Annotated in this window: 22 protein-coding genes; 10 read left to right on the top strand and 12 right to left on the bottom strand. The window is 72.1% G+C overall.

The window, feature by feature from the left end; translation table 11 throughout:
* Positions 1-68: 68 nt before the first annotated feature.
* On the bottom strand, positions 69-761 hold the full coding sequence (locus IE95_RS0104485) for a hypothetical protein (protein ID WP_030150434.1): 693 nt from the start codon (positions 759-761) through the stop codon (positions 69-71).
* A gap of 152 nt (positions 762-913) precedes the next feature.
* A complete protein-coding gene (locus IE95_RS0104480; protein WP_030150433.1) occupies positions 914-1,345 on the bottom strand; it encodes a universal stress protein in 432 nt (143 codons plus the stop codon).
* 58 nt (positions 1,346-1,403) lie between these two features.
* On the opposite strand from IE95_RS0104480, the gene IE95_RS0104475 reads away from it, so the two are divergent.
* Positions 1,404-2,036 carry a maleylpyruvate isomerase N-terminal domain-containing protein gene (locus IE95_RS0104475; RefSeq protein WP_030150432.1) on the top strand — a complete coding sequence of 211 codons (633 nt, stop codon included), beginning with the start codon at positions 1,404-1,406 and terminating at the stop codon, positions 2,034-2,036.
* Positions 2,037-2,087: 51 nt separating this feature from the next.
* Here IE95_RS0104475 and IE95_RS0104470 read toward each other — a convergent pair whose 3' ends face one another.
* The 3 genes from IE95_RS0104470 to IE95_RS0104460 all read right to left on the bottom strand — a co-directional run bounded on the left by IE95_RS0104470 (position 2,088) and on the right by IE95_RS0104460 (position 5,359).
* Positions 2,088-2,618: a GNAT family N-acetyltransferase gene (locus IE95_RS0104470; protein ID WP_030150431.1), complete on the bottom strand. Its 531-nt coding sequence runs from the start codon at positions 2,616-2,618 to the stop codon at positions 2,088-2,090.
* 86 nt (positions 2,619-2,704) lie between these two features.
* On the bottom strand, positions 2,705-4,015 hold the full coding sequence (locus IE95_RS0104465; protein ID WP_084689802.1) for an AI-2E family transporter: 1,311 nt from the start codon (positions 4,013-4,015) through the stop codon (positions 2,705-2,707).
* Positions 4,016-4,132: 117 nt separating this feature from the next.
* Positions 4,133-5,359, bottom strand: coding sequence for a cation:proton antiporter (locus tag IE95_RS0104460; RefSeq protein ID WP_051702719.1), 1,227 nt, complete (start codon positions 5,357-5,359; stop codon positions 4,133-4,135).
* Positions 5,360-5,508: 149 nt separating this feature from the next.
* Here IE95_RS0104460 and IE95_RS0104455 point away from each other — a divergent pair, with 149 nt between their 5' ends.
* The 4 genes from IE95_RS0104455 to IE95_RS0104440 all read left to right on the top strand — a co-directional run bounded on the left by IE95_RS0104455 (position 5,509) and on the right by IE95_RS0104440 (position 7,433).
* Complete coding sequence (locus IE95_RS0104455; RefSeq protein ID WP_030150428.1) at positions 5,509-5,928, top strand: DUF7144 family membrane protein; 420 nt, start codon at positions 5,509-5,511, stop codon at positions 5,926-5,928.
* 83 nt (positions 5,929-6,011) lie between these two features.
* Positions 6,012-6,446: a DUF6325 family protein gene (locus IE95_RS0104450; protein WP_030150427.1), complete on the top strand. Its 435-nt coding sequence runs from the start codon at positions 6,012-6,014 to the stop codon at positions 6,444-6,446.
* A gap of 88 nt (positions 6,447-6,534) precedes the next feature.
* On the top strand, positions 6,535-6,876 hold the full coding sequence (locus tag IE95_RS0104445; RefSeq protein WP_030150426.1) for an SHOCT domain-containing protein: 342 nt from the start codon (positions 6,535-6,537) through the stop codon (positions 6,874-6,876).
* Positions 6,877-6,950: 74 nt separating this feature from the next.
* The gene (locus IE95_RS0104440; RefSeq protein WP_030150425.1) at positions 6,951-7,433 is read left to right on the top strand and encodes a DUF1269 domain-containing protein; all 483 of its coding nucleotides are present in this window, start codon (positions 6,951-6,953) and stop codon (positions 7,431-7,433) included.
* A gap of 64 nt (positions 7,434-7,497) precedes the next feature.
* Here IE95_RS0104440 and IE95_RS0104435 read toward each other — a convergent pair whose 3' ends face one another.
* The 7 genes from IE95_RS0104435 to IE95_RS0104405 all read right to left on the bottom strand — a co-directional run bounded on the left by IE95_RS0104435 (position 7,498) and on the right by IE95_RS0104405 (position 20,092).
* Positions 7,498-8,511 carry a sigma-70 family RNA polymerase sigma factor gene (locus tag IE95_RS0104435; RefSeq protein WP_030150424.1) on the bottom strand — a complete coding sequence of 338 codons (1,014 nt, stop codon included), beginning with the start codon at positions 8,509-8,511 and terminating at the stop codon, positions 7,498-7,500.
* Positions 8,512-8,577: 66 nt separating this feature from the next.
* Positions 8,578-10,743 carry a SpoIIE family protein phosphatase gene (locus IE95_RS0104430; protein ID WP_051702718.1) on the bottom strand — a complete coding sequence of 722 codons (2,166 nt, stop codon included), beginning with the start codon at positions 10,741-10,743 and terminating at the stop codon, positions 8,578-8,580.
* Positions 10,744-10,983: 240 nt separating this feature from the next.
* Positions 10,984-14,502, bottom strand: a complete 3,519-nt coding sequence (locus tag IE95_RS0104425; protein WP_084689801.1) for an RICIN domain-containing protein — start codon at positions 14,500-14,502, stop codon at positions 10,984-10,986.
* A gap of 149 nt (positions 14,503-14,651) precedes the next feature.
* Positions 14,652-16,706, bottom strand: coding sequence for a beta-galactosidase (locus IE95_RS0104420; RefSeq protein WP_030150421.1), 2,055 nt, complete (start codon positions 16,704-16,706; stop codon positions 14,652-14,654).
* An 88-nt stretch (positions 16,707-16,794) separates the two neighbouring features.
* A complete protein-coding gene (locus tag IE95_RS0104415) occupies positions 16,795-18,135 on the bottom strand; it encodes an ABC transporter substrate-binding protein (protein WP_030150420.1) in 1,341 nt (446 codons plus the stop codon).
* A gap of 88 nt (positions 18,136-18,223) precedes the next feature.
* Positions 18,224-19,150, bottom strand: coding sequence for a carbohydrate ABC transporter permease (locus IE95_RS0104410; RefSeq protein WP_030150419.1), 927 nt, complete (start codon positions 19,148-19,150; stop codon positions 18,224-18,226).
* A 3-nt stretch (positions 19,151-19,153) separates the two neighbouring features.
* On the bottom strand, positions 19,154-20,092 hold the full coding sequence (locus tag IE95_RS0104405) for a carbohydrate ABC transporter permease (RefSeq protein WP_030150418.1): 939 nt from the start codon (positions 20,090-20,092) through the stop codon (positions 19,154-19,156).
* Between the two features lie 235 nt (positions 20,093-20,327).
* Between IE95_RS0104405 and IE95_RS0104400 the strand changes: the two genes are divergently transcribed.
* The 5 genes from IE95_RS0104400 (at position 20,328) to IE95_RS0104380 (ending at position 25,310) form a co-directional block, all read left to right on the top strand.
* On the top strand, positions 20,328-21,359 hold the full coding sequence (locus IE95_RS0104400) for a LacI family DNA-binding transcriptional regulator (RefSeq protein ID WP_240666311.1): 1,032 nt from the start codon (positions 20,328-20,330) through the stop codon (positions 21,357-21,359).
* A 129-nt stretch (positions 21,360-21,488) separates the two neighbouring features.
* The gene (locus tag IE95_RS0104395; RefSeq protein WP_030150416.1) at positions 21,489-21,869 is read left to right on the top strand and encodes an SHOCT domain-containing protein; all 381 of its coding nucleotides are present in this window, start codon (positions 21,489-21,491) and stop codon (positions 21,867-21,869) included.
* A gap of 178 nt (positions 21,870-22,047) precedes the next feature.
* Positions 22,048-23,148, top strand: coding sequence for a cell division protein ZapE (gene zapE, locus IE95_RS0104390; RefSeq protein ID WP_051702717.1), 1,101 nt, complete (start codon positions 22,048-22,050; stop codon positions 23,146-23,148).
* A gap of 119 nt (positions 23,149-23,267) precedes the next feature.
* The gene (locus IE95_RS0104385; RefSeq protein ID WP_030150414.1) at positions 23,268-23,852 is read left to right on the top strand and encodes a dienelactone hydrolase family protein; all 585 of its coding nucleotides are present in this window, start codon (positions 23,268-23,270) and stop codon (positions 23,850-23,852) included.
* Between the two features lie 111 nt (positions 23,853-23,963).
* Positions 23,964-25,310: a hemolysin family protein gene (locus IE95_RS0104380; RefSeq protein WP_030150413.1), complete on the top strand. Its 1,347-nt coding sequence runs from the start codon at positions 23,964-23,966 to the stop codon at positions 25,308-25,310.
* Positions 25,311-25,361: the final 51 nt, after the last annotated feature.

Here is a 25,361-nt window from a genome sequence, read left to right as displayed (position 1 = left end):
GCGCGGCCCGGGACGACCGGTGCCGGAGGGGGCGTGTCCACGGTGGTGGGGTTGCGCCGTCGGGCAGGTCAGCGACGGTCGCCCAGCGCGAAACCGAGCGCCGCGACCGTGAGCCACAACGGACCCACGAAGCCCGCCATGTACTGCAGCGGCGAGACGCCCACGAGCAGCGTGAGACCGCCCAGGAGCAGGCTCACGACGCCGATCCAGCGTGGCGCGGCACCGTGCCGCAGCGAGGCCACGGCCACCGCGACCGCGGTCAGGCCCGCGCCGACCCACAGCCACGGGACGGTCGCGACCCAGTCGGCGTAGAACGCGCCCGACTCGGGGACGATCTTGTCGACCTCGGTGAAGCCGAACATGAACTGGGTGTCGAGCCCCGAGCCCATGAGCGCCGCGACCGACGTCAGGACCAGGCCCGAGCCCGCGACCGTCGGCAGGAGGCTGCCCGCCGGGGCCTGGACGTCGAGCCGACGCTTGAGCCCTGCCGCGAAGACCAGGACGAGGACCGCGACCAGGACGGTCGCGGTGTGGAAGACGAGGAGGGTGGACGTCTTGCCCGCGAGGTCGGCGACGATCGCGTCGGCGTCCCCTGCGGTCTGCTCCCAGTTCGCGCCGAGCGCCATCGAGGCCTGGACGGAGACGATGCCCAGGACGCCGGTCGCGACGCCGGTCCACGCCCAGGCGCGGGACGTGCGGGCGGGGTGCCCGTGGGCGAGTGCGGTCCCGGGGGTGACGGAGGTTGTCGGTCGAGCGGTCATGGTGGAACCCCTGCGTGTCGTGGGCCGGGCCCGGGCGGGCGGCGGCCGTGGGTGGTTGACACGACGAGCGTGGGGCGGGACGCGTCCCAGGCGGCAGGGGCCGATGTCCCGGGAGGTCGGGCGGTCCGGCCGGGCACCCGGTGCGGGAGGACTCAGTCCTCGTCCGGCTCGCCCTCGCTGGGGGCGGGCAGCACGGGCAGCACGACGACGGGCCGGTGCTGCAGGTGCGACAGCCTCCCCGCGACCGAGCCGCCCAGGGCCTCGTTGCGCCAGCCGTCGGCGCCCGCACGGTGCGCACCGACCACGACGATCGCGGCGTCGTGGCTCATCGCGGCCTCGTCGAGCCGACGGGCGACGTCTCCGTCGCCCGCGACGACGAGGCTCCACGCGACGCCCGTGCCGTGCAGCGCACGGTCGAGCTCGGCGCGCAGGCGCTGCGTCGCGGAGTCGTCGTCCGGCACCGGCCCGACGTCGACCCACACGCACACGACCGTCGTCCCCAGGGCGTGCGCGAAACCGGCGGCGCGCTGCACGATGTCCGGGTGCTGGCCCGGGTGCACTCCGACGAGCAGAGGTCGGATCATCTGTCCATCGTGCCACGGGCGCGGACGCAGGGCCTGCCGCAGGCCTACCCTGTGCGGCATGGACCGCACCTCCTTCGTCGCGACCGCCCGCAGCGCTCTCGACCTCGCGTCCCGGCCCGAGGTCGCCGCCGCCTGGTCCGTCGAGAGCGCATGCGCCGGCATGAGCGTCGGCGGGCTGACCTACCATCTGCTCCAGCAGGTCGTCCACACCGGTCTCGTGCTCGAGTCGCCCGCGGTACGACGTGAGGTCGTCGGCGTGCACGACCACTACGCGCGCGCCGAGTGGGTCGGGGCCGACCTCGACGCCCCGGCCAACGTCGGCGTGCGGGAACGCAGTGACGCACTGGCCGGCGACGGTCCGGAGGCGGTCCTGGGCCGTGGGCGCGACGCGCTCGACCGGGTCGTCGAGCTGCTCGCTGACCCCGATGCTCCCGCCGTCGTCTCGCCCGCGTGGTTGTCCTGGTCCTTGATGACCGAGGACTACCTGCTCACGCGGCTCGTCGAGCTCACGGTCCACAGCGACGACCTCGCGGCGAGCGTGGCCCTGCCGACCCCGCTGTTCGGGGACGACGTCGTCGCGGACGTCCTCGGTGTCCTGACCGCGGTGTCGGTGCGCCGCCACGGGCAGACGGCCGTGCTGCGCGCCCTGAGCAGGCCGCAGCGTGCGCCGTGGGACGTCTCGGCGTTCTGACGCAGGCCCGACGGCGCCGCGCGCCCCGGGCGGGAAGCCTCGCCCGGGGAGTCAGCCCAGCGAGCGCTGGAGCAGCACCGTGTCGAGCCACCGGCCGTGCTTGAACCCGACCCGTTCGAGGCGCCCGACGTGCCGGAAGCCCAGCTTCTCGTGAAGCGCCACGGACGCGGGCGAGTCGGCGTCGCTCACGACCGCGACGAGCTCGCGCACCCCCGCTTCCGCGGCCGCGGTCAGGAGCGCCGTCAGGAGTGCCCGACCGAGGCCGCGCCCCTCGCTGCCGGGTGCGAGGTAGATGGTGTCCTCGCCCGTCGCCGCGTAGGCGGGCCGCTCGCGCCAGGCGCCCACGTACGCGAACCCGGCGACGTCGTCGGGCAGGCCGGGGGCGCCCGGCACGGTGACGACGAGGAACGGGCGGCCCGCCTCCCGCAGCGACTCCCACCGCTCCTCCCAGCCCGCGAGCGGAAGCGGCTCGGTCTGGAACGTCGAGACCGTGTGCAGGACGTAGTGCGCCGCGATCTCCGCGACCACGGGCAGGTCGCCGCGGGTCGCGGGACGGACGGTCACGGTGGGGGCCTCGGTCATCCGGGCACCCTAGCGTTGACCGTCACGCGGGGGTGATGTCGTCTGCGCGACGAGCGCGTCCGCTCCGGGCAGGCGTCGTGCTGGCGCTACTCGATGCCGTCGGCGTGCCGCTCGTCGACGGTGCGCGCGGCGTCGCGGCCGGCCTTGCGGTTCGCCCGACGGCGCCGCGTCAGTCCGCCGTCCTTCTCGTCCAGGTCCTCGTCCGGGTCGTCGCCCTTGCCGTCGCCCTTGCCGTGGCCCGGGTCGTGCAGCATGTGCGAGTCGACGAGCTCGTGCCGCTGGATGTACGTGTTCGCGACGGCCTGGATGGTCGCGGCGATCGGGAGCGACAGGAACGCCCCGAGCGCGCCGAACACCGCCCCGAACGCGAGCACGACCACGAACGACACCGCAGGGTTCATCTCCAGGGCCCGCGCCGAGACCTTGGGCGAGAAGTACAGGTTCTCGAGCTGCTGGTACGCGACGATGAAGATGAGGACCGCGAGGGCCTGCGGCAGCCCCTGCGACGTGAGCGCCACGATCACGGGCAGCGCGCCGCCGATGTACGTGCCGATCGTCGGCACGAACTGCGACACGACGCCCACGAACACCGACAACGGCAAGGCGTAGTCCGTGCCGAGGATCAGCAGGAAGACGAACGTGAACACGCTCGACAGCGCGGCGAGGACGATGCGCGAGTTGATGAAGTCGGAGACCTTGACCTGCGTGATCTCCCACAGGCGCAGGACCTCCTGCTGACGGTTCGGCGTGAGCCAGCGGCAGATCGCGACCCGGAACTTGGGCCCCGCCGCGAGCAGGTAGTACGTCACGAGCATGATCGTCAGGAACGCGAAGATCACGCCCACGATCGTCGTCCCGACGACCAGCGCGCCCGACGCGACGTCCTCGCCGAACTCGTTGAAGCCCTGCTTGAGGAGCTCGTCCGAGCTCGGGATGTCGACGTCGAACCTCGTCGAGACGAACTCCTGGATGTCGGTGTAGAGGGCAGGGATCGACTGGACGAGCTGGACGAGCTGCTGCACGAACAGGTTGCCGAAGAGCGCGAAGATGCCCACGACGAGCACCAGCCCACCCAGCAGCGCCGTCGCCGCGGCCGCACCCCGCCGCCACCCGTGCCGCACCAGCCACACCACGATCGGCTCGAGCGCGAGGGCGATGAAGAACGCGATGAGGATGTTGACGCCGAGGCTCTCGAGCGTGCCGATCGCGTACCAGGCGAAGATCCCGACGAAGACCGCGACGACGGTCATGAACAGCGCGCGCGGCAACCAGCGGGGTGGCTTGCGCGGGTCGTCCGCGGAGAGCGCCAGGAAGTCTCGGGGCCGGTCGGGGTCGGTCACCGGGGCGACCGACGCCCCAGGGGCCGGCTCCGGGGTGGTGCTCGCGTCGCTCGTCATGGGGCGAACGTAGCGAACGCACGCGCACGCGTGGTGCGCCCACGCCGTCGGGCAGGAAGGTCCGGGCGCGCACGGGCTCGGTGCGCCGTGCTCCCGGTGCCTGCTGCGCGTCTGGGCTCAGCCGGACGTGCGTCCCTCCGCGACCGGCACCCCGTCCTCGTCCAGGTCCTCCGGGCCGGGCGACCGCACGCCCAGGCGAGCCGCGACCCACGGACCCGTGAGGCCGTAGACGACCGCCGTCAGGAGGATCACGCCGAAGACCACCGGGACGAGCTGCTCGAACGGCTGGCCGTCGTCCTCGAAGCGCAGCGCGAAGACCGACGCGGTCGACGCCGCGACGATCCCGCGCGGCGCCATCCAGCCGACCATGACCCGTTCTCGGCTCGACAGGACGCTGCCCGTCGTCGCGACCGACGCGACGAGCGGGCGCAGGACCAGGACCAGGAGCGCGACGATCGCGAGCGTCGGCAGGGCGTACGCCACGAGTGCGTCGAGATCGACCCGCGCCGAGAGCAGGATGAAGAGCGTCCCGATGAGCAGCAGGCCGACGTGGCTGCCGAACTCGTGCAACGGCTCGATGCGCGCCCACCGCTGGTTCGCGAGCACGATGCCCAGCGTCGTCGTCGCGAACAGGCCCGCCTCCTCGTGGAACGCCTCGGCCACGGCATACGTCGCGAGCGCCGTGGCGAACGCGAGCGACACCTCGGTCGCGGCCGGCACCCTGCCCCACCTGACCGCCGCGACGTAGACACCCGCGGCGACCGCCCCCGTGAGCACCCCGGAGAGCGCGGTCGCGCCCAGGTGCTCGGGGGCCGCGTGAAGCGCGACGTTCGCCATCGCGAGCGCGACCGTCGCACCGATCGGGTCGATGAAGATCCCCTCGAACGCGAGCACCGACTCGAGCGGCTGCTTGGGCCGGATCACGGCGAGCAGCGGCCCGACGACCGTCGGACCCGACACGATGAGGATGGCCCCGACGACCGCGGCCCGGGACAGCGGCAGGTCGAGCACCCACCAGCAGATCAGCGTCGCCCCGATCCCCGTCAGGACCGCACCCAGGGTCACGAGCAGCGCGACCGGACGCCGCGCCCCGCCCTGTAGCCGTTTCATGTCGAGCTTGAGGGACTCCTCGAACAGCAGGAGACCGACCGCCATCGACACGAGCGGGAACAGGTCGTCGCCCAGCAGGGCGTCCGGGTCGACGAGCCCCGACACCGGACCGGCCAGCAGCCCCAGCACGAGCAGCAGCAGGATCGAGGGCACCTTGAGCGCCTTCGCGGCGACCTGCCCCACGACCCCGAGCACGACGACCAGCGCTATCCCGCCCGTGAACCCCAGCTCCATGGACCCATAGTGGTGGTGCGCGCGCGCTCGCGCAGCGGATGCCGACGCGGGAGTCCGGTGCCACGATCAGGGGAGCGAGACGTCCGGGGTGACGCCGGCCGGTCACGACCAGCACGACGTCACCCGTTCAACGTGTGCAAGGAGGCACCATGGCGCGGTCGGCACAGGTCACAGGATGGGTCGGATGGGTGTGGTTCGCGGGCATCGTCCTGGTCACGCTCGGACTGTTCAACGCGATCAGCGGCATGGTCGCCGCGTTCTCCCCCCAGAAGCTCGTCGGGCTGGGGGAACAAGGGATCGTGGTGCTCGACGTGTCGACGTGGGGATGGATCCACCTGGTCGTCGGGGCGCTCCTCGTGATCGTGGGCTTCGCCCTCCTCGCAGGCCGCGGATGGGCACGGCTCGTCGCGATCGTCCTCGTCGTGCTCAACGTGCTGACCCAGTTCGTCGCGCTCCCCGCGAGCCCGTGGTGGTCCGTCGTCACGATCGTCCTGGGGATCTTCGTGCTGTGGGCGCTCGTGGTCCACGGCGACGAGGCCCAGCGGGCGTCGCAGTCGTCGCTGCCATGACGACCGCCTGACGTCGCTCGCCTGCACTCTGCGGGCGCAGCCCCCTGCTTTCCGCACCCGCAACCACGAACGGAGCACCACCCATGGCCACGACACAGTTCGGCCCGGTCGAGTTCGTCGCGATCGCCTTCCCGTCCGAGCGGGTCCCCGACGCCGTCAAGATCGCCATCGCGGACCTCCTCGGGGCCGACGTCGTCAGGCTCCTCGACCTCACCGTGATCCGCAAGGGCGTCGGTGGAGAGGTCGACGTGATCGAGGTCGAGGACCTCGGTGACGAGCTCGACATCACCGAGACCCAGCTCGGCAGCTCGGGCCTCGCCGGTCAGGAGGACATCGACGACGTCGCGACGAACCTCGAGCCCGGGACGTCCGCGCTCGTCCTGATCGTCGAGCACTCCTGGGCACGGCAGTTCGTCGGCGCCGTGCACGACGCCGGGGCAGCGGTGATCGCGCAGGAACGCATCCCCGCCGACGTCGTCAACGAGATCGTCGAGCTCGCCGAGATCGAGGTCGGCTGAGGGCACCCCTGACAGGACGGACCCACGGACGTCCCCGCACGAGAACTGCACGTACGCCGATGACACCGCACGAGGAACGGAGCACACCATGCCGCTACGACGCGTAGGACGCCCAGGTCTGCTGGGGACGGTGGCCCGCACGGCCGTCGTCGCCGGGACGGCATCCGCCACGGCCGGAGCCGTGAACCGGCACCAGCAGGGCAAGGCGGATCAGCAGGCGCAGCAGCAGTACGAGGCGCAGCAGCAGGCGCAGCAACAGCTCGCTGCGCAGCAGGCCGCGGCGGCACAGGCGGCGCAGGCCGCCCCCGCGGCCCCTGCCGCGGCCGGGAACGACCTCCTGGCGCAGCTCGAACAGCTCGGCCAGCTCCGTGCGAGCGGCGTCCTCAGCGACGCGGAGTTCGCCGCCGCCAAGGCCAAGGTGCTCGGCTGACCGCTGTGCCGGCTGTACCCGCCGCTCTCGCTGCGCGGCTTCCCGCACCACCGGACCCACCCGAGAGGACAACGATGGCTACCTTCACCGTCTGGTCGTTCGACACCCCCGGAGGCGCCGAGACCGCGTCCGGCGTCCTGAGGGACGCGGCGTCCGAAGGGCTGATCAAGATCGTCGACCGTGCGATCGTGACCTGGCCCGAGGGGGCGAAGAAGCCCACGACGCACCACACGCACGAGGACGAGTGGCGCGGCACCGGCTGGGGGGCGTTCTGGGGACTGTTGTTCGGTGCCCTCTTCTTCGTGCCCGTGATCGGTGTCGCCGCCGGCGCGGCCCTGGGGGCGATCCACAAGTCCATGGAGGCCGTGGGACTGAACAAGGATCAGCTCGAACGCATCAGGGCGCAGGTCACCGAAGGAACGTCGGCGCTGTTCGCCGTGACCGAGGACGGCAACCTGGACCGAGTGGGCGAGCGGTTCCACGGTCTGCACGGTGAGCTCGTCGCCACGAACCTCACCGCGGAGGAGCGTCGCGTGCTCCTCGAGACCTTCGACTGACCACGACCACCTCGACGCAGTGCGCGAGGGCGGGCCGGATCTCCGGCCCGCCCTCGACCGCGTCCTACGCGTCGAGGTGGAGCGGCAGGCCGAAGAGCGGGTACCAGGCCTCGACGTCGAGGAACGCGTTGATCCCGGTCACCTTGCCGTCCGCGGTGTCGATCACCTGGAGCGCCCAGGCGTCGTACCCGCCCGTGGGCGAGATGCGGTACTGGCCGAAGCCGAACGTCCCGTTGGCCCGCACCGGCACCATGCGCGATCCCCGGCACTCCGCGCCCGGCCCGACCATCCACCGCTCGATCTGGACCGGGCCCCGCATCCACAGCGCGTACGGCGGCATCGAGAGCGTGGCCTCGTCGTGGAGCAGCGCCACCAGTGCGGGCATGTCGTAGCGCTCGAACGCGTCGAGGTACTTCTCCAGGAGCTCGTACTTGTCCTCGTCCACGGGCTCGGTCGGCAGGTTGGCGCCGTCCGCTCCTGGAGCCGACCCGTAGTGCGCCTGGGCCGACAAGGTGGCCCGCGCACGCTGGAGCGCGCTGTTGACCGACGGCACCGACGTCTCCAGGAGCTCGGCGACCTCGCTGGCCTGCCAGCGCAGGACCTCCCGCAGGATGAGGACGGCGCGCTGCTTGGGCGGCAGGTACTGCAGGGCCGCGACGAACGCGAGGCGGATGGACTCACGCCCGACCGCGACGTCGGCCGGGTCGCCGTCCCGGGGCAGCACGCGGTCGTCGGGGACGGGCTCGACCCACGTCTCCTCCGAGAGCTGTTCACCGAGGTTCCGCTCCTCGGCCGTCTGTGCGGCCCCGAGACCCATGGGGCGCTCGCGGCGCTTGCGCTGGGCGATGTGGTCGAAGCAGACGTTCGTCGCGATGCGGTAGAGCCAGGACCGCAGCGCGGAGCGTCCTTCGAAGCGGTCGTAGGAGCGCCAGGCGCGGACCATGGTGTCCTGGACCGCGTCGTCCGCCTCGAAGGAGGAACCGAGCAGGCGGTAGCAGTAGCCCGTGAGCTGTGACCGGTACTGGTCGAGCAGCTCCCCGAGGTCCTCGTCCGCGACGGTCGCTGTACGTTCGGTCATGGTGTCCTCTCGTGGGCGCGCGGCGATGTGCGCCAGTTCACACCGTAGCGCGCACCACCGACACCGTCAGCGGGAGAGGGCTTCTTGCCGGGCGAGCTCGAACCACACGGTCTTGCCCGGACCGTCCGACGTCTTCTGCTCGACGAACCACCGGTCGGCGAACCGGTCGAGGAACTGGATGCCGCGCCCCCCGGTCTCGTGCGGTTCGGGGTCGTGAAGGGTCGGCTCGTCGGGGGAGGCGTCCCGGACGCCGACCCGGACGGTCGCGGGCCACACCTCGACGACCGCCTCGAGCGGTCCCTGCGCGTGCTGCACCGCGTTCGTCAGGGTCTCGCTCGCGAGCAGCATGATGGTCCGCCGTTGGTCGCGGTTGATCCCGCAGCTCTCCAGGATGTCGTCGACCCAGCGTCGAGCCGGCGAGATCGCCGCGGTCGTGTGCTCGACGTCGCGGGTCATCCGGGTGGGGCACGCAGGCGTCGGGTGGGAGTCGACCGCGGCGCGGACGCGGACCGCGAGCACCGCGATGTCGTCGCGCTGGTCGCTGCCGACCAGGCGTTGGACCAGGGCGTTCGGGAGCGCGAGCGTCGAGCCGTGCCGCAGCGCTGCAAGGGCCTGGGCAAGCCCGGACAGGCGCGCGCTCTGGGGGACCCCGCGTCGTTCGATGAGCCCGTCCGTGTAGAGCAGGAGGGTGTCCCCCGGGCCGAGGTGGGTCATGTGGTCGCTGCGGGCGGCGTTGGGGACGAACCCGAGCATCATGTCCGGCCGGGTGTCGAGGAGCTCGACCTTCCCGTCGGACCGCAGGATCAGGGGTGGGGGGTGGCCCGCGTTGGACCACGACAGGTCGTAGAAGTCGCCACGCCTGTCGAGCCGGACGACGACGGCGGTCCCGCTCGCGTGGAGCGAGAGCCCGGTGTTCGCCCGGTCGAGGAGGCGGAGCAGGGCCGAGGGGGACTCGTCGTGGCTCCAGGCGAACGTGCGGAGCATCGACCGGAGCTGGCCCATCTCCGCGGCGGCCCGCATGTCGTGGCCGGTCACGTCGCCGATCATGAGGACGGAGGCGTCCTCGTCGTGCACCACCGCGTCGTACCAGTCGCCACCGACCTGGTCGGTGAGGGTCGCGGGCGAGTACGTCGACGCCAGCTCGAGGTGGGGGATGTCGGGGAGGGCGGTGAGCATCGCGGCCTGGAGCGTCGTGGCCGCGTCGCGCCGTTCCTCGAGCAGCTTGACGCGTTCGAGGGCGTGCGCGACGAACCCTGCGAGGCCTGCACGGGACAGGGACTCGTCGTCGGCCGTCTTGCCCTGCTCCCACCCGAGGAAGATGACCGCGAGCAGGGTCGTGCCGGAGAGCACGGGCAGCAGCGCGCGGGCACCGACGCTCCCGTCGAGCGCCTCGGAGATGTTCGGGAACGCCGCGAGGATCTCGGCCTCGTCCCGGAAGAACAGGGCTTCCTGGGTCCGGGCGACGAACGACAGGACACGGTCCGGGTCGTCGAGCCGCGCGTACCGGTACGACGGCGAGAGCGCGGGCTCCAGGTGGTCCATGCTCGTGTACGTCAGGCTCTTGCGCGACGGGTCGACGACCGCGAGCCCGGCGTACCGGGCCCCGATGGCCGAGGACGCCACGTAGGCCAGGGTCTCGCCCACGTCCTGGACCGAGGTCGCGTCGGCGAAGGCCTCGCTGAGCATGAGCAGGAGGCGGTTGCGCCGGGTCGCCTGGATGGCGAGGTTCTGCATCCTGGTCGCCCGCTCGTGCGCGATCCGCAGCTGGAGCTCGGACGTGCACGCGGCCGTGAGGTCGGCGAGGGTCGCGAGGTCGGTGTCGGTCCAGTCGTGGGGCTCGTCGTCCATCGCGCACAGCGTCCCGACGACGCGTCCGCGCTGGTCGAAGATCGGGAACCCGGCGTACGCGAGGACCCCGAACTCCGGGATGGACGGGTTGTCCCAGACGCGGGCGTCCTTGCGGGTGTCCGGCACGACGAGCGGCTCGCGGTCGTTCGTCACGTGCTGGCAGAACGAGTGGGTGAGCGGCATGCGCCGGCTCAGCTGGATGTCCTCGGGCATGCCGTGGGCCCCGGGGTACACCTGCTCGTCGGACAGGACGAGGGACACCGCGGCGGTCGGGACGCCGAGCTGGCGCATGGCCAACCGGGCGAACCGGTCGAAGGACTCGTCGGCGGTCGGGGTGCCGAGACCTGCTTCGACCAGCTCGAAGATCGCCTGGGCCTCGGTCACCGCATCAGTATGGCCTGCGGGCTCGCGTCCGTCATCGGGAAGGGTGGGGTGAATCGATTCTCCTGGTGAGGGGACGGCCCGCCGAGGGTGACGGTGGGGAGTGCCGAGGGTGACGGGCACGTCACCGTCGGCGGGTGGGTGCGTCACCCTCGGCGGGTGGGTGCGTCACCGTCGACGACGGCGTGCCCTCCCCGGCAGGAGGGCACGCCGTCTGCTGTGGGTGACGGTGGTCGGGACGGGTCAGCAGGTGGTCGACTGGTAGGCGACCTGCTGGGTCGTGGTCACGCCGTCCTCGCGGGTCGCGGTGACGGTCACGGTGCCTGCGGCCAGGGTCTGGGCGCGGGCCGAGAACGTCTGGCTCGCCGACTTCCCGGGCGCGACGTCCCGGAAGGTCTTCGTGCCCAGCGGGGTCGCGACCACGACGTCGACGGGGGTGTCGCCCGTGTTGACGGCCCGCACGACGAGGGTCGCGCTGCGCCCCGTGCACTGTGCGCGCACGGTCGACTCGACCCCCGGGTCGGTCTCGGTCACGAGCTGGATCGTCGTCGTCGCCACGGTCCCGTCCTCGGCGGTCACGTCGACCGAGGCGGTCCCCGGGACCGCCCCCGCCTGCGTCACGGCGACCGTCGCGTACGGGTCGGCCGCGACCGCGGCCACGACGGGCGTCGCGCCGGCCTCGGCCTGCACCTGGTAGGTCGTCGTCGCGGGGTCGAACCCGGCGACGGCCTCGCCGTCGACGGTGAGGCCGGAGAGCGCCGCGTCGACGGACGTGCCCGGCGCCTTGGCGAGCACCTGCACCTCGCTCACGACCATGTGGGTGTTGGGCCGCGCGGTCATGACGACCCGCACGGCCGAGGTGCGCACGTCCACGGGGACGTCGACCACGGGGGCGCGGCTCGTGTCGCCGCTGACCGCGACCGACGCGCTGACGTCCTTCCAGGCGCCGTCGACCAGGGCCTGGACCCGAAGGCTCTGGGCCCAGCTCGCGGTCGAGCCGTCACGGTAGAACGTCGTGACGACGTGCGTGACGTCGCGGTCCGCGGGGAGCGTGACCGTGAGGGTGTCGGTGGCGTTCTTGTCCGAGGACTTCCAGTTGGACCACGCCTTGTCCGTGGTGCTGCCGTCGACGATCCCGGAGGCCGAGTAGCCCGGCTCGGTGAAGGTCGCCGCGGCGGTCGTCCCCGGGGCGGACGTCGCCCCGTCGTCGACGGCGGGTGTGACCTGGACGCGGACCGTCGCGGGCAGGACCTCGCCCAGCCCGGAGTCGGCGGTCCCGGCGAGCTCGACGACCCCGACCTCGGCGAACGCGCCGGTGGGCGCGGCCTCCCAGGTGACGGGGCGCTCGACCTGGCGGCCGCCCGCGGTGACGGCGGGGACGGTGGCGGGTAGGACGGGCGTGCCGCCCGCGTACGCCTTGGCGCGAGCGGGCAGCGTCGTGGTCAGGGTGTCGACGACGACCTCTGCCGTGGCGGTCACGGGCCCGCCGGGGGTCGTGACGGTGCCCTGGACCTCGACGGTCCCGGCCGTGGCCCAGGCCGACTCGGTCGGGAGGTCCCACGTCACGGGCAGGGTGCCGCGGGCGCCGTCGCGGTAGACGGGCTCGACCGCGGTCGGCAGGGTCGGCACGGTGCCGGGCACGGTGAACGCCTCGACCGGGGTCGTGCCGACCACGGTCTCGTCGGTCAGGCGCCAGCGCTGGTTCTGGCCCGAGTTCGCGGTGTACGTGGACACCGTCGCGCCGTCGGCCGAGGACTGGCCGCCGACCTCGAGCACGCGCCCGCTCGCGGCGTTGACGAGCGTGTAGGTACCGTCACCGGTCGTGGACAGGATCCACTGCGCGGTCGTGGCGGGCTGCGCCGCCGCGTCGACCAGGACGGCCGTCCCGTCGGCGACCGCGCCGAGCTGCTTGCCGTTCGCCGCGGACGTCACGGCGTAGCGGGTCGTGTGCGACCCGGAGCCCTCGGGGGCGCCGAGCGGCGTGAGCTCCCACACCTGCGCCGGGGCGGCCGCGTCGTCCGTGCGGATCACGACGCCCGGGCCGCTCGCCGCGGGGGCGAGGGACTTGCCGGACTGGACGCCCTGGAGGCGGTACACGTGCCCGTCCTGGACCAGGGCGGCGTCGTCCGCGACCCCCGCGACGCCGTCGACCACGAAGGTCGTGACGGACTCGGCCGGGACGGTGAGCGTGGCGGCTCCCGACTCGACGGCGACCGGGGAACCCTCGACGAGGGCGCCCGCGGTGCTCGTGACGAACGGTGTCACGGTCGCGCCCGCCTCGATGCTGCCGAAGCCGGACAGGTCGAGCGTGACGGCGCGCTCCGCCGTCGTGCTGTTGACGTGGACCACGGTCGCGGCGTCGCCCGAGGCGGCCACGGCGGCCGTGCTGTGCGTGTCGTCGACGCCGATCAGGTGGTCACCGGGGGCGATGAAGTGCGTGAAGTTCTGCGTCGTCAGGTACTTGGTGTTGGTGTAGATGGGGCACGTCTCGAGCGTGTCGTCGGCGGTGCAGTCGAAGGGGATCTGGATCTCGCCCCAGTTCATGCCCTCGGCGCTCTCGCCGCCCGGCGCCATGTTGGTGTAGTCCTCGACGGGCTGCCAGAACACCCACGCCGAGGGCTCGAGCTCGCGCAGGTCGTCGGCGATGTGCTGCGCGCTGCCGAGCCCCGACTCCATGCTCTCGAAGTCCTGCCCGGTGCTGCTCCAGGACCCGCCGACCTCGCTCATCCACAGGCGCTTGCCCTCGCCCTTGGCGATGTCACGCACCGCGGTGCGCTGGCCCGTGCCGTACGTGTGGACGTTGAGCTGGTCGACCTTGGCCCTGACGTCGGCCGGGTACGTGTTCCAGTTGGTCGTGAACGTCCCCGGGTTGGTCTCGTCCATGGCGGCGATGCCGGCCGACGTGTCGGCCCCTTCGAGCGCGGCGTCGAGCGCGGTGATGACCTTCTGCTGGAGGGCGGGGCCCATGTGGGCGCCTTCCTGGCGCCCGCCGACCGGCTCGCCCGAGGAGTCGAGCGTGGTCCGCCAGTAGTTGGTGTTGGGCTCGTTGAACGGGTCGATCGTGCCGACCTCGATCCCGTGCGCCTTCTCGAGCCGCTCCGTCACGCCGACCATGTACGCCGCGAAGTCGTCGATGCTCTCGGTCTTGAGCTGGTCGTCGGTCGCGTTGAAGCTGCCCGAGACGTAGCCGTTGGGCGTCATGAAGTAGGGCGGGGAGTTGCTGAACGTCTCCCACGTGTCGACGTCGTCCTTGATGCGGTCGACCCACCAGCGCTGGGTCGCGTCGGCGTCCTCGTTCCAGTCGGCCGGGTCCTCGGGGTCCCACCAGTCGACGTCGGTGCGGGTCGTGCCCTCGGGCGCGTTCCACCACCCCTCGACCGCGCCGCCCGCGCGCAGGTAGTCGGTGACGTCGGGCGCGTGCCCGCCGCCCACGTTGTAGCGCGCGATGTTGAGGTTGAGCCCCTCGTCGCCGAACACCATGTCCGCGAGCCTGTCGCGCACCTCGTCGGGGTAGTCGCCCGTGGCGTTGGCGAACCAGACGAGGCTCGTCCCCCAGCCCTCGAACGCCTTGCCGGCGTAGCTCGGGTCGGGGCGCACGGTCACGCCGGGTACGCCGGCCGCGTCCGCCGCCGTGGCCGCGCTCGCGGCGAGCGCACCGCCCGACGGCGCCGCCTGGGCCACGGCGCTCAACGCACCACAGCTCAGGGTCACGGCGGCGACGCTCAGTGCGGCGACCCACCTTCTCGATGCTCCTGCGTTCATCCTTGAACTGCCTCTCTCTCGCTACTCTGCGGATCTGGCGTCGTGCACGCCTCGGGCCGGCGCCTGCCGGGGTGCGGCAGGCGCCGGTCGTGGACGCGAGGGGTCGTGCTGGTGGTGCTGGTCGTGCCGGCTGGGCGGTGCCTCGGCCCTCAGACCTTCGGACGCCGCAGGACCGCGACGCCGCGAGGCGACAGGACGACCGTCCCCTCCGGTGCTGCACCCGGGCGGCGGCCGACGAGCACGTCTCCCGCGACGCCGTCGACGTCGACCTGCTCGGCCGTGCGGTTGATGAGGAACCAGAACTCGTGCTCGTCCGTACCGCGGACCGCGAGCTCGACCTTGCCGCGCACCGCGGCGGGAAGCTCGCCCGGGACGTGCGCGTCGTCGAGGAGCGAGCGCACGAGCGGCTCGAGGCCCGTGCCGAGGCGCGTCGAGACGTAGGTCGCCGAGCCCGACCCGACGGGTCGGCGCGTGACGGCGGGGCGCCCACCGTGCTCGCCGGTCTTGTACCAGGCGAGGACCTCGACCGACGGGTCGGTGACCGTGATCGGCTCGGACCACAGCGAGCCCTCGTTGCCGTCGTCGAGCAGGACCGTCTCGCCGTCGAGCAGCGGGGCGAACTCCTCGACCCGGATGCCCAGGAGGTCCCTGAACGCGCCGGGGTAGCCGCCCAGGTGGATGTGGTCGTGCTCGTCGACGATCCCCGAGAAGTACGTCGTCACCAGGTGGCCGCCGCCCTCGACGAACGCCTGGAGCCGCTCGGCGAGCGCGCCCGGTACGACGTGCAGCACGGGGGCGACGACGACGTCGTACCCGGAGAAGTCGGCGCGCGCAGGGACGACGTCGGCGCGCACGCCCGCGGCGAGGAACGCCGAGTACCAGTCGAGAGCCTCCTGGCGGTACCGCAACGAGTTGTTCGGGTGCGAGTCGAGCTCGCTCGTCCACCAGGACTCCCAGTCGAACAGGATCGCGGCGCGCGCGGGGACCTGCTCCGAGCCCGCGACCTCCGCGAGCGCGCCGAGCGTCGCGCCGAGCTCGCGCACCGTGCGGTGCACCTCGGAGTCCTCACCCGCGTGCGGGACCATGCCCGAGTGGTACTTCTCCGCACCCGCGCGCGACTGGCGCCACTGGAAGAAGCAGACGGCGTCGGCGCCGTGCGCGACGTGCGTCAGGGAGTCGCGGACCAGCTCGCCCGGCTTCTTGGCGACGTTGATCGGCTGCCAGTTCACGGCGCTCGTCGAGTGCTCCATGAGGAACCAGGGCAGGCCGCCCGCGATGTGTCCCGTGAGGTTCGCGGAGAACGACAGCTCGTCGTGCGCCTGGGCGCCCGGCAGGACGTAGTGGTCGTTGGACACGAAGTCGATCTCGTCGGCCCAGTCGACGTAGTTCATGCCCTTGGTCTCGCCCATGACCATGAAGTTCGTGGTGACCGGGACGTCGGGGGTCAGCTCGCGCAGGACGTCGCGCTCGGCGCGCAGGTAGGACGTGAGCGCGTCGGACGAGAACCGCTTGAAGTCGAGCTGCTGCGTGGGGTTGGGGTGCGAGGCCGCGAGGCGCGGCGGCAGGACCTGGTCCCACGCGCTGTAGCGCTGCGACCAGAACGCGGTGCCCCACGCGTGGTTGAGCTCGTCGAGCGTGCCGTAGCGCTCGCGCAGCCAGTCGCGGAACGCGCCGGCCGCGTCGTCGCTGAAGTCGTAGACGTTGTGGCACCCGAGCTCGTTCGACACGTGCCACGCGGTCAGCGCCGGGTGGTCTCCGTAGCGCTCGGCCATGGTGCGCACGAGCCGCAGGGCGTGCTCGCGGAACACGGGGGAGGTGGGACGCCAGTGCTGGCGTGCGCCCGGCCACAGGGTCTCGCCCGTCGCGGTCACGGGAAGGATCTCGGGGTGGGCCGTCGTGAGCCACGGCGGAGGTGACGCGGTCGCGGTCGCGAGGTCCACCGCGATGCCGTTCGCGTGCAGCAGGTCCATGATCTCGTCGAGCCAGGCGAAGTCCCAGGAGTCGGCCGTCGGCTGGAGCCGGGCCCACGAGAAGATCGCGACCGAGACGATGTTGACCCCCGCGGCCCGCATGAGCCGCACGTCCTCGGCCCACACCTCACGGGGCCACTGCTCCGGGTTGTAGTCCGCTCCGAAGCCGAGGCGCGGCGTCGCGCGGTCCTCGGGCCACCGCAACCAACGGTGCGGCGTGGGGGTCGATGACATGGTCACTTCCTTCGTTCTGGTGCGTGGGGGCGGGCAGGGCCGCCCGGGGGCGGGTGCCGGCCGGAGCTCGGCCGGCACCCGTGCGGGACTACTTGTTGACCGAGAAGCCCTGCTCGTTGCCGTACTTGACCGACGCGTCCTGCCAGGCCGCGAGGCCGCCCGCGACGGTCTCGTCCGAGACGTAGGCCTGGCCGACCGTGTCGTTGAAGATGCTGTTCGCGTAGACCTGGAAGGGCAGGTACGACCAGCCCTCGCGCACGTTCTCCGCGGACTGCGCGAAGACCTCGTTGACCTTCTGGCCGCCGAAGTACTCGAACTCGGTGCCGAGGAACTCGTCCGAGGCCAGCTCTGCCGACGTCGCGGGGAACGCACCGCCGTCGACGCGCGTCTGCACGCCCTCGCCGACGTTCGCGTAGTCGAGGAACGCGTAGGCGAGAGCCTGCTGCTTGCTCGCGGCGGGGACGGCGAGCGAGCTGCCGCCGTTCTCGGCGCTCGCGTCCTCGCCGGCCTTCCACTGCGGCAGGGGGGCGACCGCCCACTTGCCCGCGCCGTCGGGCACGCCCGACTCGAGGTTGGCCGGCATCCAGGCGCCGATCGCGAGCGTCGCGATGGTGCCGTTGCCGAGGCCCTGGTACCACTCGTCGCTCCACGAGCTGATGGGGGCGACGAGGTCCTCGGAGACGAGCTGGTCCCACGTGGTGGCGAACGCCGTCGAGCCCTCGTCGGTGAAGTCGATCGTGACGTCCGAGCCGTCGACCTGGTACGGCTGGCCGCCGGCCTGCCAGATCAGGCTCGTCGTGAAGCCGGCGTCGCCCGTGTCGTTGGCGATGTAGAGGTTCGGGTCCGCGGCGTGCAGGGTGCGGGCCGCGGCGAGGTACTCGTCCCACGTCGTGGGGACCGCGACGCCGTGCTTGTCGAAGATCTCCTTGTTGTAGAACAGGGCCATGGGGCCCGAGTCCATGGGCAGGCCGTAGATCCCGTCGCCGGAGTGCACGGCGGACCACGGGCCGGGCGTGAACGTCCCGTCGAGGTCGGAGGCGCCGTACGCGCTCAGGTCGGCCACGGCCTCCGACAGGGCGAACTGCGGCAGCGCGTAGTACTCGATCTGGGCGACGTCGGGCACGCCCGAGCCTGCCGAGACGGCGTTCTGGAGGGCGGTGTACTGGTCGTTGCCCGTCCCCGCGTTGACGAGCTCGACGTCGACGTTGGGGTACGTGTCCTCGAAGCCCTCGACGACTGCCTCGAGCGTGGGCTCCCAGGCCCAGACCGTGAGCTTGCCGCCCTCCTCGAGGGCTGCCGCGACCGCGTCGGGCGAGGCGTCGGTCGAGCCGGTGCCGGAGTCGCCGGAGCCGCAGGCGGTGAGGGCGAGAGCCAGGGTCGCGGTGAGGGCGGTGGCGCGCAGCGTCGCGCGCCCGGAGGGGGTCTTCATGAGGTGTTTCCTTTCACGTCGTCGTGAGACGAGGGAGCCGTCCCGGGGACCCGGGGCCGGGTGGTGCGGGGTGTTCGTGCCGGGCCGGTCAGGCCTTGACGCTGCCGGCGGTCAGGCCGGTCTGCCAGAAGCGCTGGAGGAAGAGGAAGGCCACGATGAGCGGCAGGATCGTCAGGAGCGCGCCCGTGATGACCAGGTGGAAGATCGCCTCGCCGCCTGCGGTGGCGGCCTGTGCGTTCCAGGCGTTGAGGCCGAGCGTGAGGGGGTACCAGCTCGGGTCCTTGAGCATGATCAGGGGCAGGAAGTAGTTGTTCCAGGTCGCGACCATGGTGAAGAGCAGGACGGTGACGATGCCGGGGCCGAGCAGGGGCAGCGAGACGCTGAAGAACGTCCGGTACTCCCCGGCGCCGTCCATGCGCGCGGCCTCGAGCATCTCGGTGGGGATGGCGTCGGCCGCGAAGGTCCACATCAGGTAGAGACCGAACGGCGAGATGAGCGAGGGGATGATGACCGACCACGGGGTGTTGGTCAGCCCCATCTGGCTGAACAGGAGGAACGTCGGGACCGCGAGGGCGGTCCCCGGGACGGCCACGGCGCCGATCACGACGGCGAAGATCGCGCGCTTGCCGGGGAAGTCGAACTTGGCGAGCGCGTAGCCGCCGAGCACGGCGAGGAACGTCGCTCCGCCTGCGCCGAGCACCACGTACAGCAGGGTGTTCCCGAGCCAGCGGACGAAGATGCCGTCGTCGTAGGTGAGGGTGTCGGCGATGTTGCTGAACAGGCTGAAGTCGCCGCTGAACCAGAGGCCGAACGAGCTCAGGAGGCTCGACTGGGTCTTGGTCGCGTTGATGACGAGCCAGACGAGCGGGACGAGGCTGTAGACCAGCACGATCCCGACGAGGACGGTCAGCAGGACGTTGCGGCGCGGCTTCTTGACGCTGCCGCGCCGGTCGGGCCGGAGCGTGGAGGGCGAGCGGCGGCTCGCGGGGCGAAGGGTCACGGGGGAGGCGGACATCGTTCAGCTCTCCTTCTTCATGCCACGCAGCTGGACGACGTACGCCACGATCATGGTGAGGACGCCCATGATGATCGCGACGGTCGCGGAGTAGTTGAACTGCTGCCCGGAGAACGACAGGTTGTAGGCGTAGAGGTTCGGGGTGAAGTAGGTCGTGATCGCGTTGGGCGCGAGGCTCTTGAGGATGCTCGGCTCGTTGAAGAGCTGGAAGCTGCCGATGATCGAGAAGATCGTCGCGACGACGAGCGAGCCGCGGATCGCGGGGATCTTGATCGCGGTGATGACGCGGAGCTGGCTGGCGCCGTCGAGCTCGGCGGCCTCGTACAGGTCGCGCGGGATGACGCGCAGCGCGGCGTAGAAGATGAGCATGTTGTAGCCCACGAACTCCCACGTGACGATGTTGCCGATCGACGCGAGGACGAGGTCGGGCGAGAGCGGGTTGGGCAGGTCGATGCCGAACGCGTCGTTGATGTTGCCGACGAGCCCGAACCGCGTGCCGTACATGAACCCCCACATGAGGGTCGCGACGACGGCGGGCACGGCGTAGGGCAGGAAGATCGAGATGCGGAAGAAGTTGCTCCCGTAGAGGCGGCCGGAGTCGACCGCGAGGGCCACGATCAGCGCGATGGCGAGCATGATCGGGACCTGGACGACGAGGAACAGAGCCACGCGTCCCACGGCGGACCAGAACTGCGGGTCGGAGAACGCCTGCTGGTAGTTCTCGAGCCCGACGAACGAGTTCCCGCCGATCATCTGCTTGCGGAACAGGCTCAGGTAGATCGAGTAGGCGATCGGCGCGAGGAACACCAGCGCGAAGACGATCATGAAGGGGCCGATGAAGCCCCAGCCCTTCCACGACCGTCCGGTGCGGCGGGGTCGGGGTGGTCGGGCGCCGGCGGGCGCACCGGTGGGTGTGGCCGTCGGTGGTGACGTCACTGTCATGACGAGTCCTTGCTGGTCTCGGCGGGTCGAACGTTGTTGTTCGACGTCCTGGTGCGGATCAACTCTGTTCCGAGGAGGTTTACGCAAACATCCGAACGAACCCCGATGGATGTTTGCGTAAACATCGACTAGCCTGATCGTCACACCCGTTCGGCGGGCGCGTCAAGTCCGCAGGCGGAGAAGCTTCGGGCGAGCGTCGGGCCGCAGGGTGCGGAACCCTGGAGGAAGCAGCCCGATGACGACGAACACCCCGAAGCGGGTACGCCGCGCCTCGATGGCAGACGTCGCGAAGCTCGCGGGAGTCTCCGCGCAGACCGTCTCGCGCGTCTCCAACGGTCACGCGGGCGTCGTCGAGGAGACGCGTCAGCAGGTCCTCGACGCCATGAAGCAGCTCGGCTACCGGCCCAACGGCGCCGCCCGCGCCCTCAAGTGGGGCGAGTTCCGGACCATCGGCGTCATCATGTTCACCCTCTCGACGACCGGCAACATGCGCACGCTCGACGCGATCTCGGTCGCGGCCGCCGAGGAGGGGTACGCGATCACCCTCATCCCGGTCGCGGTCCCCACCCCCGGCGGTGTCGAGGGGGCGTTCTCGAGGCTCGGGGAGCTCGCGGTCGACGCCGTCATCATCGTCATGGAGGTGCACCTCCTGGGCCGCTCGCACATCGCCCTCCCGCCGGGCATCCCGGTCGTGGTCGTCGACTCCGACGCAGGCTCCGAGTACGTCGTCGTCGACACCGACCAGGCGGCCGGGGCGCGCAGCGCCGTCGACCACCTCCTGGGCCTGGGGCACCGCACCGTGTGGCACGTCGCCGGCCCCGAGGACTCGTTCGCGTCGCAGCGACGCGTGGACGCCTGGCAGGGGGCGCTCGCGGACGCCGGACGGGACGTGCCCCCGCTCATCCGGGGCGACTGGAGCGCCGAGTCCGGCTACCGGGCCGGCCTCCTGCTCGCGGACGAGCCGGGGTGCACAGCCGTCTTCGCCGCGAACGACCAGATGGCGCTCGGCATCCTGCGGGCGCTGCGCGAGAAGGGCCGCGACGTGCCGGCGGACGTGAGCGTCGTCGGGTTCGACGACGTGCCCGACGCAGGGTCGTACAGTCCGCCCCTGACCACGGTCCACCAGGACTTCGCGCAGGTCGGACGCCGGTGCGTGGACGGGGTCCTGCGGCAGGTCCGGTCCGACGACGGCGCTCCCGAGCCCGGCACCACGCTCGTCCCCACGACCCTGATGGTCCGCAGCAGCACGGCCGCGCCGCGCGTGTGAGGATCGCGCATCAGGGGCGCTTCACCCGGAACCCGCCCGTTTCGCCGCGCGCATCGTGACGCCCGTCACTAACCTGACCTCAGCGCCTCGCGCTCGCGAGCGCCAGAGATCGTCGAACGGGGCTTCACCATGGAATTCTGGGACTTCTTCTGGCTTCTGATCTGGTGGTTCGTCTTCATCGCGTACCTGATGGTGCTCTTCCAGATCCTCACCGACCTGTTCCGCGACCACACGCTCAGCGGCTGGTGGAAGGCGGTGTGGATCGTGGGTCTGGTCTTGATCCCGTTCCTCACGGCGCTGATCTACATCATCGCCAGGGGCAGGGGCATGACGGAGCGGCACCTCGCGGCGGCCAGCGCGGCCAAGGCGCAGGCCGACTCGTACATCCGGGAGGTCGCGACGGGCGGGCAGTCCCCGACCGACCAGATCGCCTCGGCCAAGGCTCTCCTCGACGCGGGCACCATCACGCCCGACGAGTTCGCGTCGCTCAAGGCCAAGGCGCTCGCCTGAGCCTGGTCGTTCTCCACGGCCCGACGGCGGAGCTCACCGCCCCCGCCGGCTCACCCCGTGAGCCGGCGGGCGGCGCGCACGGGTCGGTCGTCCGCAGGGGCCCGGGCGCACGCCCGGGCCCCTGCGGACGTGCGGCGGGATCGGGCTCGCTCGGGGCTGGTCGCGTACCCTCGGACGCGTGGACGAGGCGCGCCCGAGGGAGCTGATCGACGCCCCGGCGGGCCCGTCGACCGTGGTGCGCGACGCCGTCGGGCTGGACGCCGCCCGGCGCGGGTTCGCGGTCGATCCCGGCCAGGGGCCCGCGGTCCTGGCCCTCGACGTCCTGGCGGGACGGCTCGCCGACCCGGCAACCGACGCGCTGAGCGGCCTGTACCTGTGGGGTCCCGTGGGGCGCGGCAAGACCTGGCTCATGGACGTGTTCCTCGCGGCGGTCGCCCCGCTCGTGGGCCCCACCAGCACCACGGTCCGTGTCCACTTCCACGACTTCCTGCGCCGCCTGCACGGCGAGCGTTTCCACCGCGGGTCGATCGACGCGGCGCTCGACGCGATCCTCGGCGGGGCCCGGCTCGTGTGCTTCGACGAGTTCCACGTGCACGACGCGGGCGACGCGATGCTCGTCGCCCGTGCCGTCCGTGCCCTCGACGAGCGCGGGGTGCGGGTGGTCCTGACGTCGAACTACCCGCCGTCGGGCCTCATGCCGAGCCCGGCCCACCACCACCTGTTCGTCCCGACGATCGACCTGCTGACCGCGCGCCTCGACGTCGTCGAGATCGGCGGGGACCGCGACCACCGGCGCTCGCCCAGCGAGGACGTGCGCGGCTTCCGGGGCGGTGCGTTCGTGTGGCCCGCGACGGACGCCCGGCTCGCGGTCGCCGGCCTCGCGCGCCCCGAGCCCGCCGAGGCGACGACCGTGCGCATCGGGTCGCGCGAGCACCCGGTCCTCGCGGTCGGGGACGCCGCGGTGTGGCTCGGGTTCGAGCACTGGTGCGCGGGTCGCACCGCGGTCTCGGACGTGCTGCACCTCGCCGACCGGTTCGCGTCCGTGGTGCTCGACGGCGTCCCGGCCCTGGGTACGCAGGCCCCCGACACGGGGCAGCGGTTCGCGAACCTCGTCGACGTGCTGTGCGACCGCGACGTGCCGCTGCACGTCCTGGCCCACCAGGACCCCGACGAGACGCTCCGCAGGCACGGCGAGGAGGGCGTCGCGCTCGACGTCGAGCGCACGGCGAGCCGCCTCACGCTGCTGCGACGGCTGGGGCCGGCGCCGGTCGGGAGGTGAGCGTCGACCTCGCGTGCCGGCGGGCGGGAGGTGCCCTCGCACCCGGCGCGCGTGGGCGGTCTGCGCGATGATCGGGAGGGCGGCGCCGCCCCCGGCGCCCGTGACGCGAAGGAGCCCCCATGGCCGAGGTACTGCTCTTCCACCACTCGCTCGGGCTGACGCCCGGGGTCCGTGCGTTCGCGGAGACCCTGCGCGAGGCCGGGCACGTCGTGCACCTGCCGGACCTCTACGAGGGCAGGACGTTCCCCGACATCGAGAGCGGCATGGGGTACGTCGAGCAGATCGGGTTCGACACGATCCTGTCCCGCGGCGCCACGGTCGCGGACGGTCTGCCCGAGGAGCTGGTCTTCGCCGGGTTCTCGCTCGGGGTGGTGCCCGCGCAGATGCTCGCCCAGACCCGCGAGGGGGCGCAGGGCGCGCTGCTCTTCTACTCCTGCATCCCGACGTCGGAGTTCGGCGACGGCTGGCCGCTCGGGGTCCCCGTGCAGATCCACGGCATGGACGCGGACCCGATCTTCGTCGACGAGGGCGACCTCGACGCCGCCCGGGCCCTGGTCGAGGCCGCGCCCGGCGAGGCCGAGCTGTTCCTCTACCCGGGGGACGCGCACCTGTTCGCCGACGCGAGCCTGCCCTCGTACGACGAGCACGCGGCGCGCCTGCTCACCGAGCGGGCCATCCGCTTCCTCGACGGGATCGGGGGCTGAGGGCGGGCGCCGCCGCCCCCGTCGGGGCGCCCGGCGCCGACCGCAGGGAACCGCCCGGCCGCGCCTGTCGTTGTCCAGTTCCACCGTCCCACGACCGGAGGAACGCCCCCGATGGACTCTGGCACCTGGCTCAACGTCGCACTCGTCCTGATGTTCGTGCTGGTCGGAGGGGTCTTCGCCGGCACGGAGTTCGCCCTCGTCTCGTTGCGCGACTCGCAGATCGACCAGCTCGAGCGCCGCGGGCCGAGGGGTGCCCGGGTCGCCGGGGTGGCACGCGACCCGAACCGCTTCCTGGCCGCGGTGCAGATCGGCGTCACGGTGGCCGGGTTCCTGTCGGCGGCGTACGGCGCGTCGACGCTCGCGCCCGACTTCGTCCCGGCGCTCGAGTCGATCGGCCTGCCGACCGGTCTCGCGTCGACGGTCTCGCTCGTCGCGCTGACGCTCGCGATCTCGTACCTGTCCCTGGTGCTGGGCGAGCTCGTGCCCAAGCGCATCGCCCTGCAACGGTCGGCGCAGTTCGCGCTCGTCGTCGGGCCTCCGCTCGACCGGTTCGCGACGGCGATGCGTCCGGTGATCTGGCTGCTGTCGCGGTCGACCGACGTCGTGGTGCGCCTGCTCGGCGGCAACCCCACGGCACGCAGCGAGGAGATGACGGAGGAGGAGCTGCGTGACCTGGTCATCGCGCACGAGGCGCTGCCCGAGGACGAGCGCCGCATCCTCACCGACGTCTTCTCGGCGGCCAAGCGGTCGGTCGTCGAGAGCATGCGACCGCGCGGCGAGGTCGTCTTCCTGCCGGGTGACCTGACGCTGCCCGAGGCCGCCGCGATCGTGCGCTCCCAGCCTTACTCGCGGTACCCGGTCACGGGCGAGGACTTCGACGACGTCGTCGGGTTCCTGCACGTGCGGGACCTGCTCGGCGCCCCGGGCGACGACGACGGGGCGGCGTCGGCGGGTGCGGGCGCTGCCCCCGGCGCCGCTGCCCGTGTGCGGACGGTGCGCGACGTGGCGCGGACCGTGCTCGAGCTGCCGGGCACCAACCAGCTCCTGCCGTCGCTCGCGCTCATGCGTCGCACCGGGGTGCACCTGGCCATCGTCGTCGACGAGTACGGGGGGACGGACGGCATCATCACGCTCGAGGACCTGGTCGAGGAGCTCGTGGGCGACATCCGCGACGAGTACGACCCGGCGCACGCGCCCCTCGCCGAGGGCGACTTCGACGCGGGCCTCACGATCGAGGCGTTCGCGGAGGAGAGCGGCGTCCGGCTCGACGACGGGCCCTACGAGACCGTCGCCGGGTTCGTCATCTCGCGCCTGGGACGCCTCGGCGCCGTGGGGGACACGGTCGAGGTCCCCGGGCACCGGCTGACCGTCACGGCGGTCGAGGACCGCCGGATCCGTCAGGTCACGCTCTCGGCTCTCGCGAGCCCCCACGGCGAGGTGCCCGACGGCGAGCGCTGACCCGCGCGTCGGCCTCGCCGCGCGCAGGGCGTGGGTCGCGCGTCAGGGGCC

The sequence above is a fragment of the Oerskovia turbata genome, assembly GCF_000718325.1.
GTDB lineage: Bacteria > Actinomycetota > Actinomycetes > Actinomycetales > Cellulomonadaceae > Oerskovia > Oerskovia turbata.
The sequence above is the reverse complement of the archived record's forward strand: the minus strand, read 5'-3'. Positions and strand labels throughout refer to the sequence as shown.

What these genes read in the sequence shown, in the direction of transcription:
- IE95_RS0104485 (WP_030150434.1), bottom strand. Translation starts at nt 761, where the DNA reads ATGACCGCTCGACCGACAACCTCCGTCACCCCCGGGACCGCACTCGCC.
- IE95_RS0104480 (WP_030150433.1), bottom strand. Translation starts at nt 1,345, where the DNA reads ATGATCCGACCTCTGCTCGTCGGAGTGCACCCGGGCCAGCACCCGGAC.
- IE95_RS0104475 (WP_030150432.1), top strand. Translation starts at nt 1,404, where the DNA reads ATGGACCGCACCTCCTTCGTCGCGACCGCCCGCAGCGCTCTCGACCTC.
- IE95_RS0104470 (WP_030150431.1), bottom strand. Translation starts at nt 2,618, where the DNA reads ATGACCGAGGCCCCCACCGTGACCGTCCGTCCCGCGACCCGCGGCGAC.
- IE95_RS0104465 (WP_084689802.1), bottom strand. Translation starts at nt 4,015, where the DNA reads ATGACGAGCGACGCGAGCACCACCCCGGAGCCGGCCCCTGGGGCGTCG.
- IE95_RS0104460 (WP_051702719.1), bottom strand. Translation starts at nt 5,359, where the DNA reads ATGGAGCTGGGGTTCACGGGCGGGATAGCGCTGGTCGTCGTGCTCGGG.
- IE95_RS0104455 (WP_030150428.1), top strand. Translation starts at nt 5,509, where the DNA reads ATGGCGCGGTCGGCACAGGTCACAGGATGGGTCGGATGGGTGTGGTTC.
- IE95_RS0104450 (WP_030150427.1), top strand. Translation starts at nt 6,012, where the DNA reads ATGGCCACGACACAGTTCGGCCCGGTCGAGTTCGTCGCGATCGCCTTC.
- IE95_RS0104445 (WP_030150426.1), top strand. Translation starts at nt 6,535, where the DNA reads ATGCCGCTACGACGCGTAGGACGCCCAGGTCTGCTGGGGACGGTGGCC.
- IE95_RS0104440 (WP_030150425.1), top strand. Translation starts at nt 6,951, where the DNA reads ATGGCTACCTTCACCGTCTGGTCGTTCGACACCCCCGGAGGCGCCGAG.
- IE95_RS0104435 (WP_030150424.1), bottom strand. Translation starts at nt 8,511, where the DNA reads ATGACCGAACGTACAGCGACCGTCGCGGACGAGGACCTCGGGGAGCTG.
- IE95_RS0104425 (WP_084689801.1), bottom strand. Translation starts at nt 14,502, where the DNA reads ATGAACGCAGGAGCATCGAGAAGGTGGGTCGCCGCACTGAGCGTCGCC.
- IE95_RS0104420 (WP_030150421.1), bottom strand. Translation starts at nt 16,706, where the DNA reads ATGTCATCGACCCCCACGCCGCACCGTTGGTTGCGGTGGCCCGAGGAC.
- IE95_RS0104415 (WP_030150420.1), bottom strand. Translation starts at nt 18,135, where the DNA reads ATGAAGACCCCCTCCGGGCGCGCGACGCTGCGCGCCACCGCCCTCACC.
- IE95_RS0104410 (WP_030150419.1), bottom strand. Translation starts at nt 19,150, where the DNA reads ATGTCCGCCTCCCCCGTGACCCTTCGCCCCGCGAGCCGCCGCTCGCCC.
- IE95_RS0104405 (WP_030150418.1), bottom strand. Translation starts at nt 20,092, where the DNA reads ATGACAGTGACGTCACCACCGACGGCCACACCCACCGGTGCGCCCGCC.
- IE95_RS0104400 (WP_240666311.1), top strand. Translation starts at nt 20,328, where the DNA reads ATGACGACGAACACCCCGAAGCGGGTACGCCGCGCCTCGATGGCAGAC.
- IE95_RS0104395 (WP_030150416.1), top strand. Translation starts at nt 21,489, where the DNA reads ATGGAATTCTGGGACTTCTTCTGGCTTCTGATCTGGTGGTTCGTCTTC.
- IE95_RS0104385 (WP_030150414.1), top strand. Translation starts at nt 23,268, where the DNA reads ATGGCCGAGGTACTGCTCTTCCACCACTCGCTCGGGCTGACGCCCGGG.
- IE95_RS0104380 (WP_030150413.1), top strand. Translation starts at nt 23,964, where the DNA reads ATGGACTCTGGCACCTGGCTCAACGTCGCACTCGTCCTGATGTTCGTG.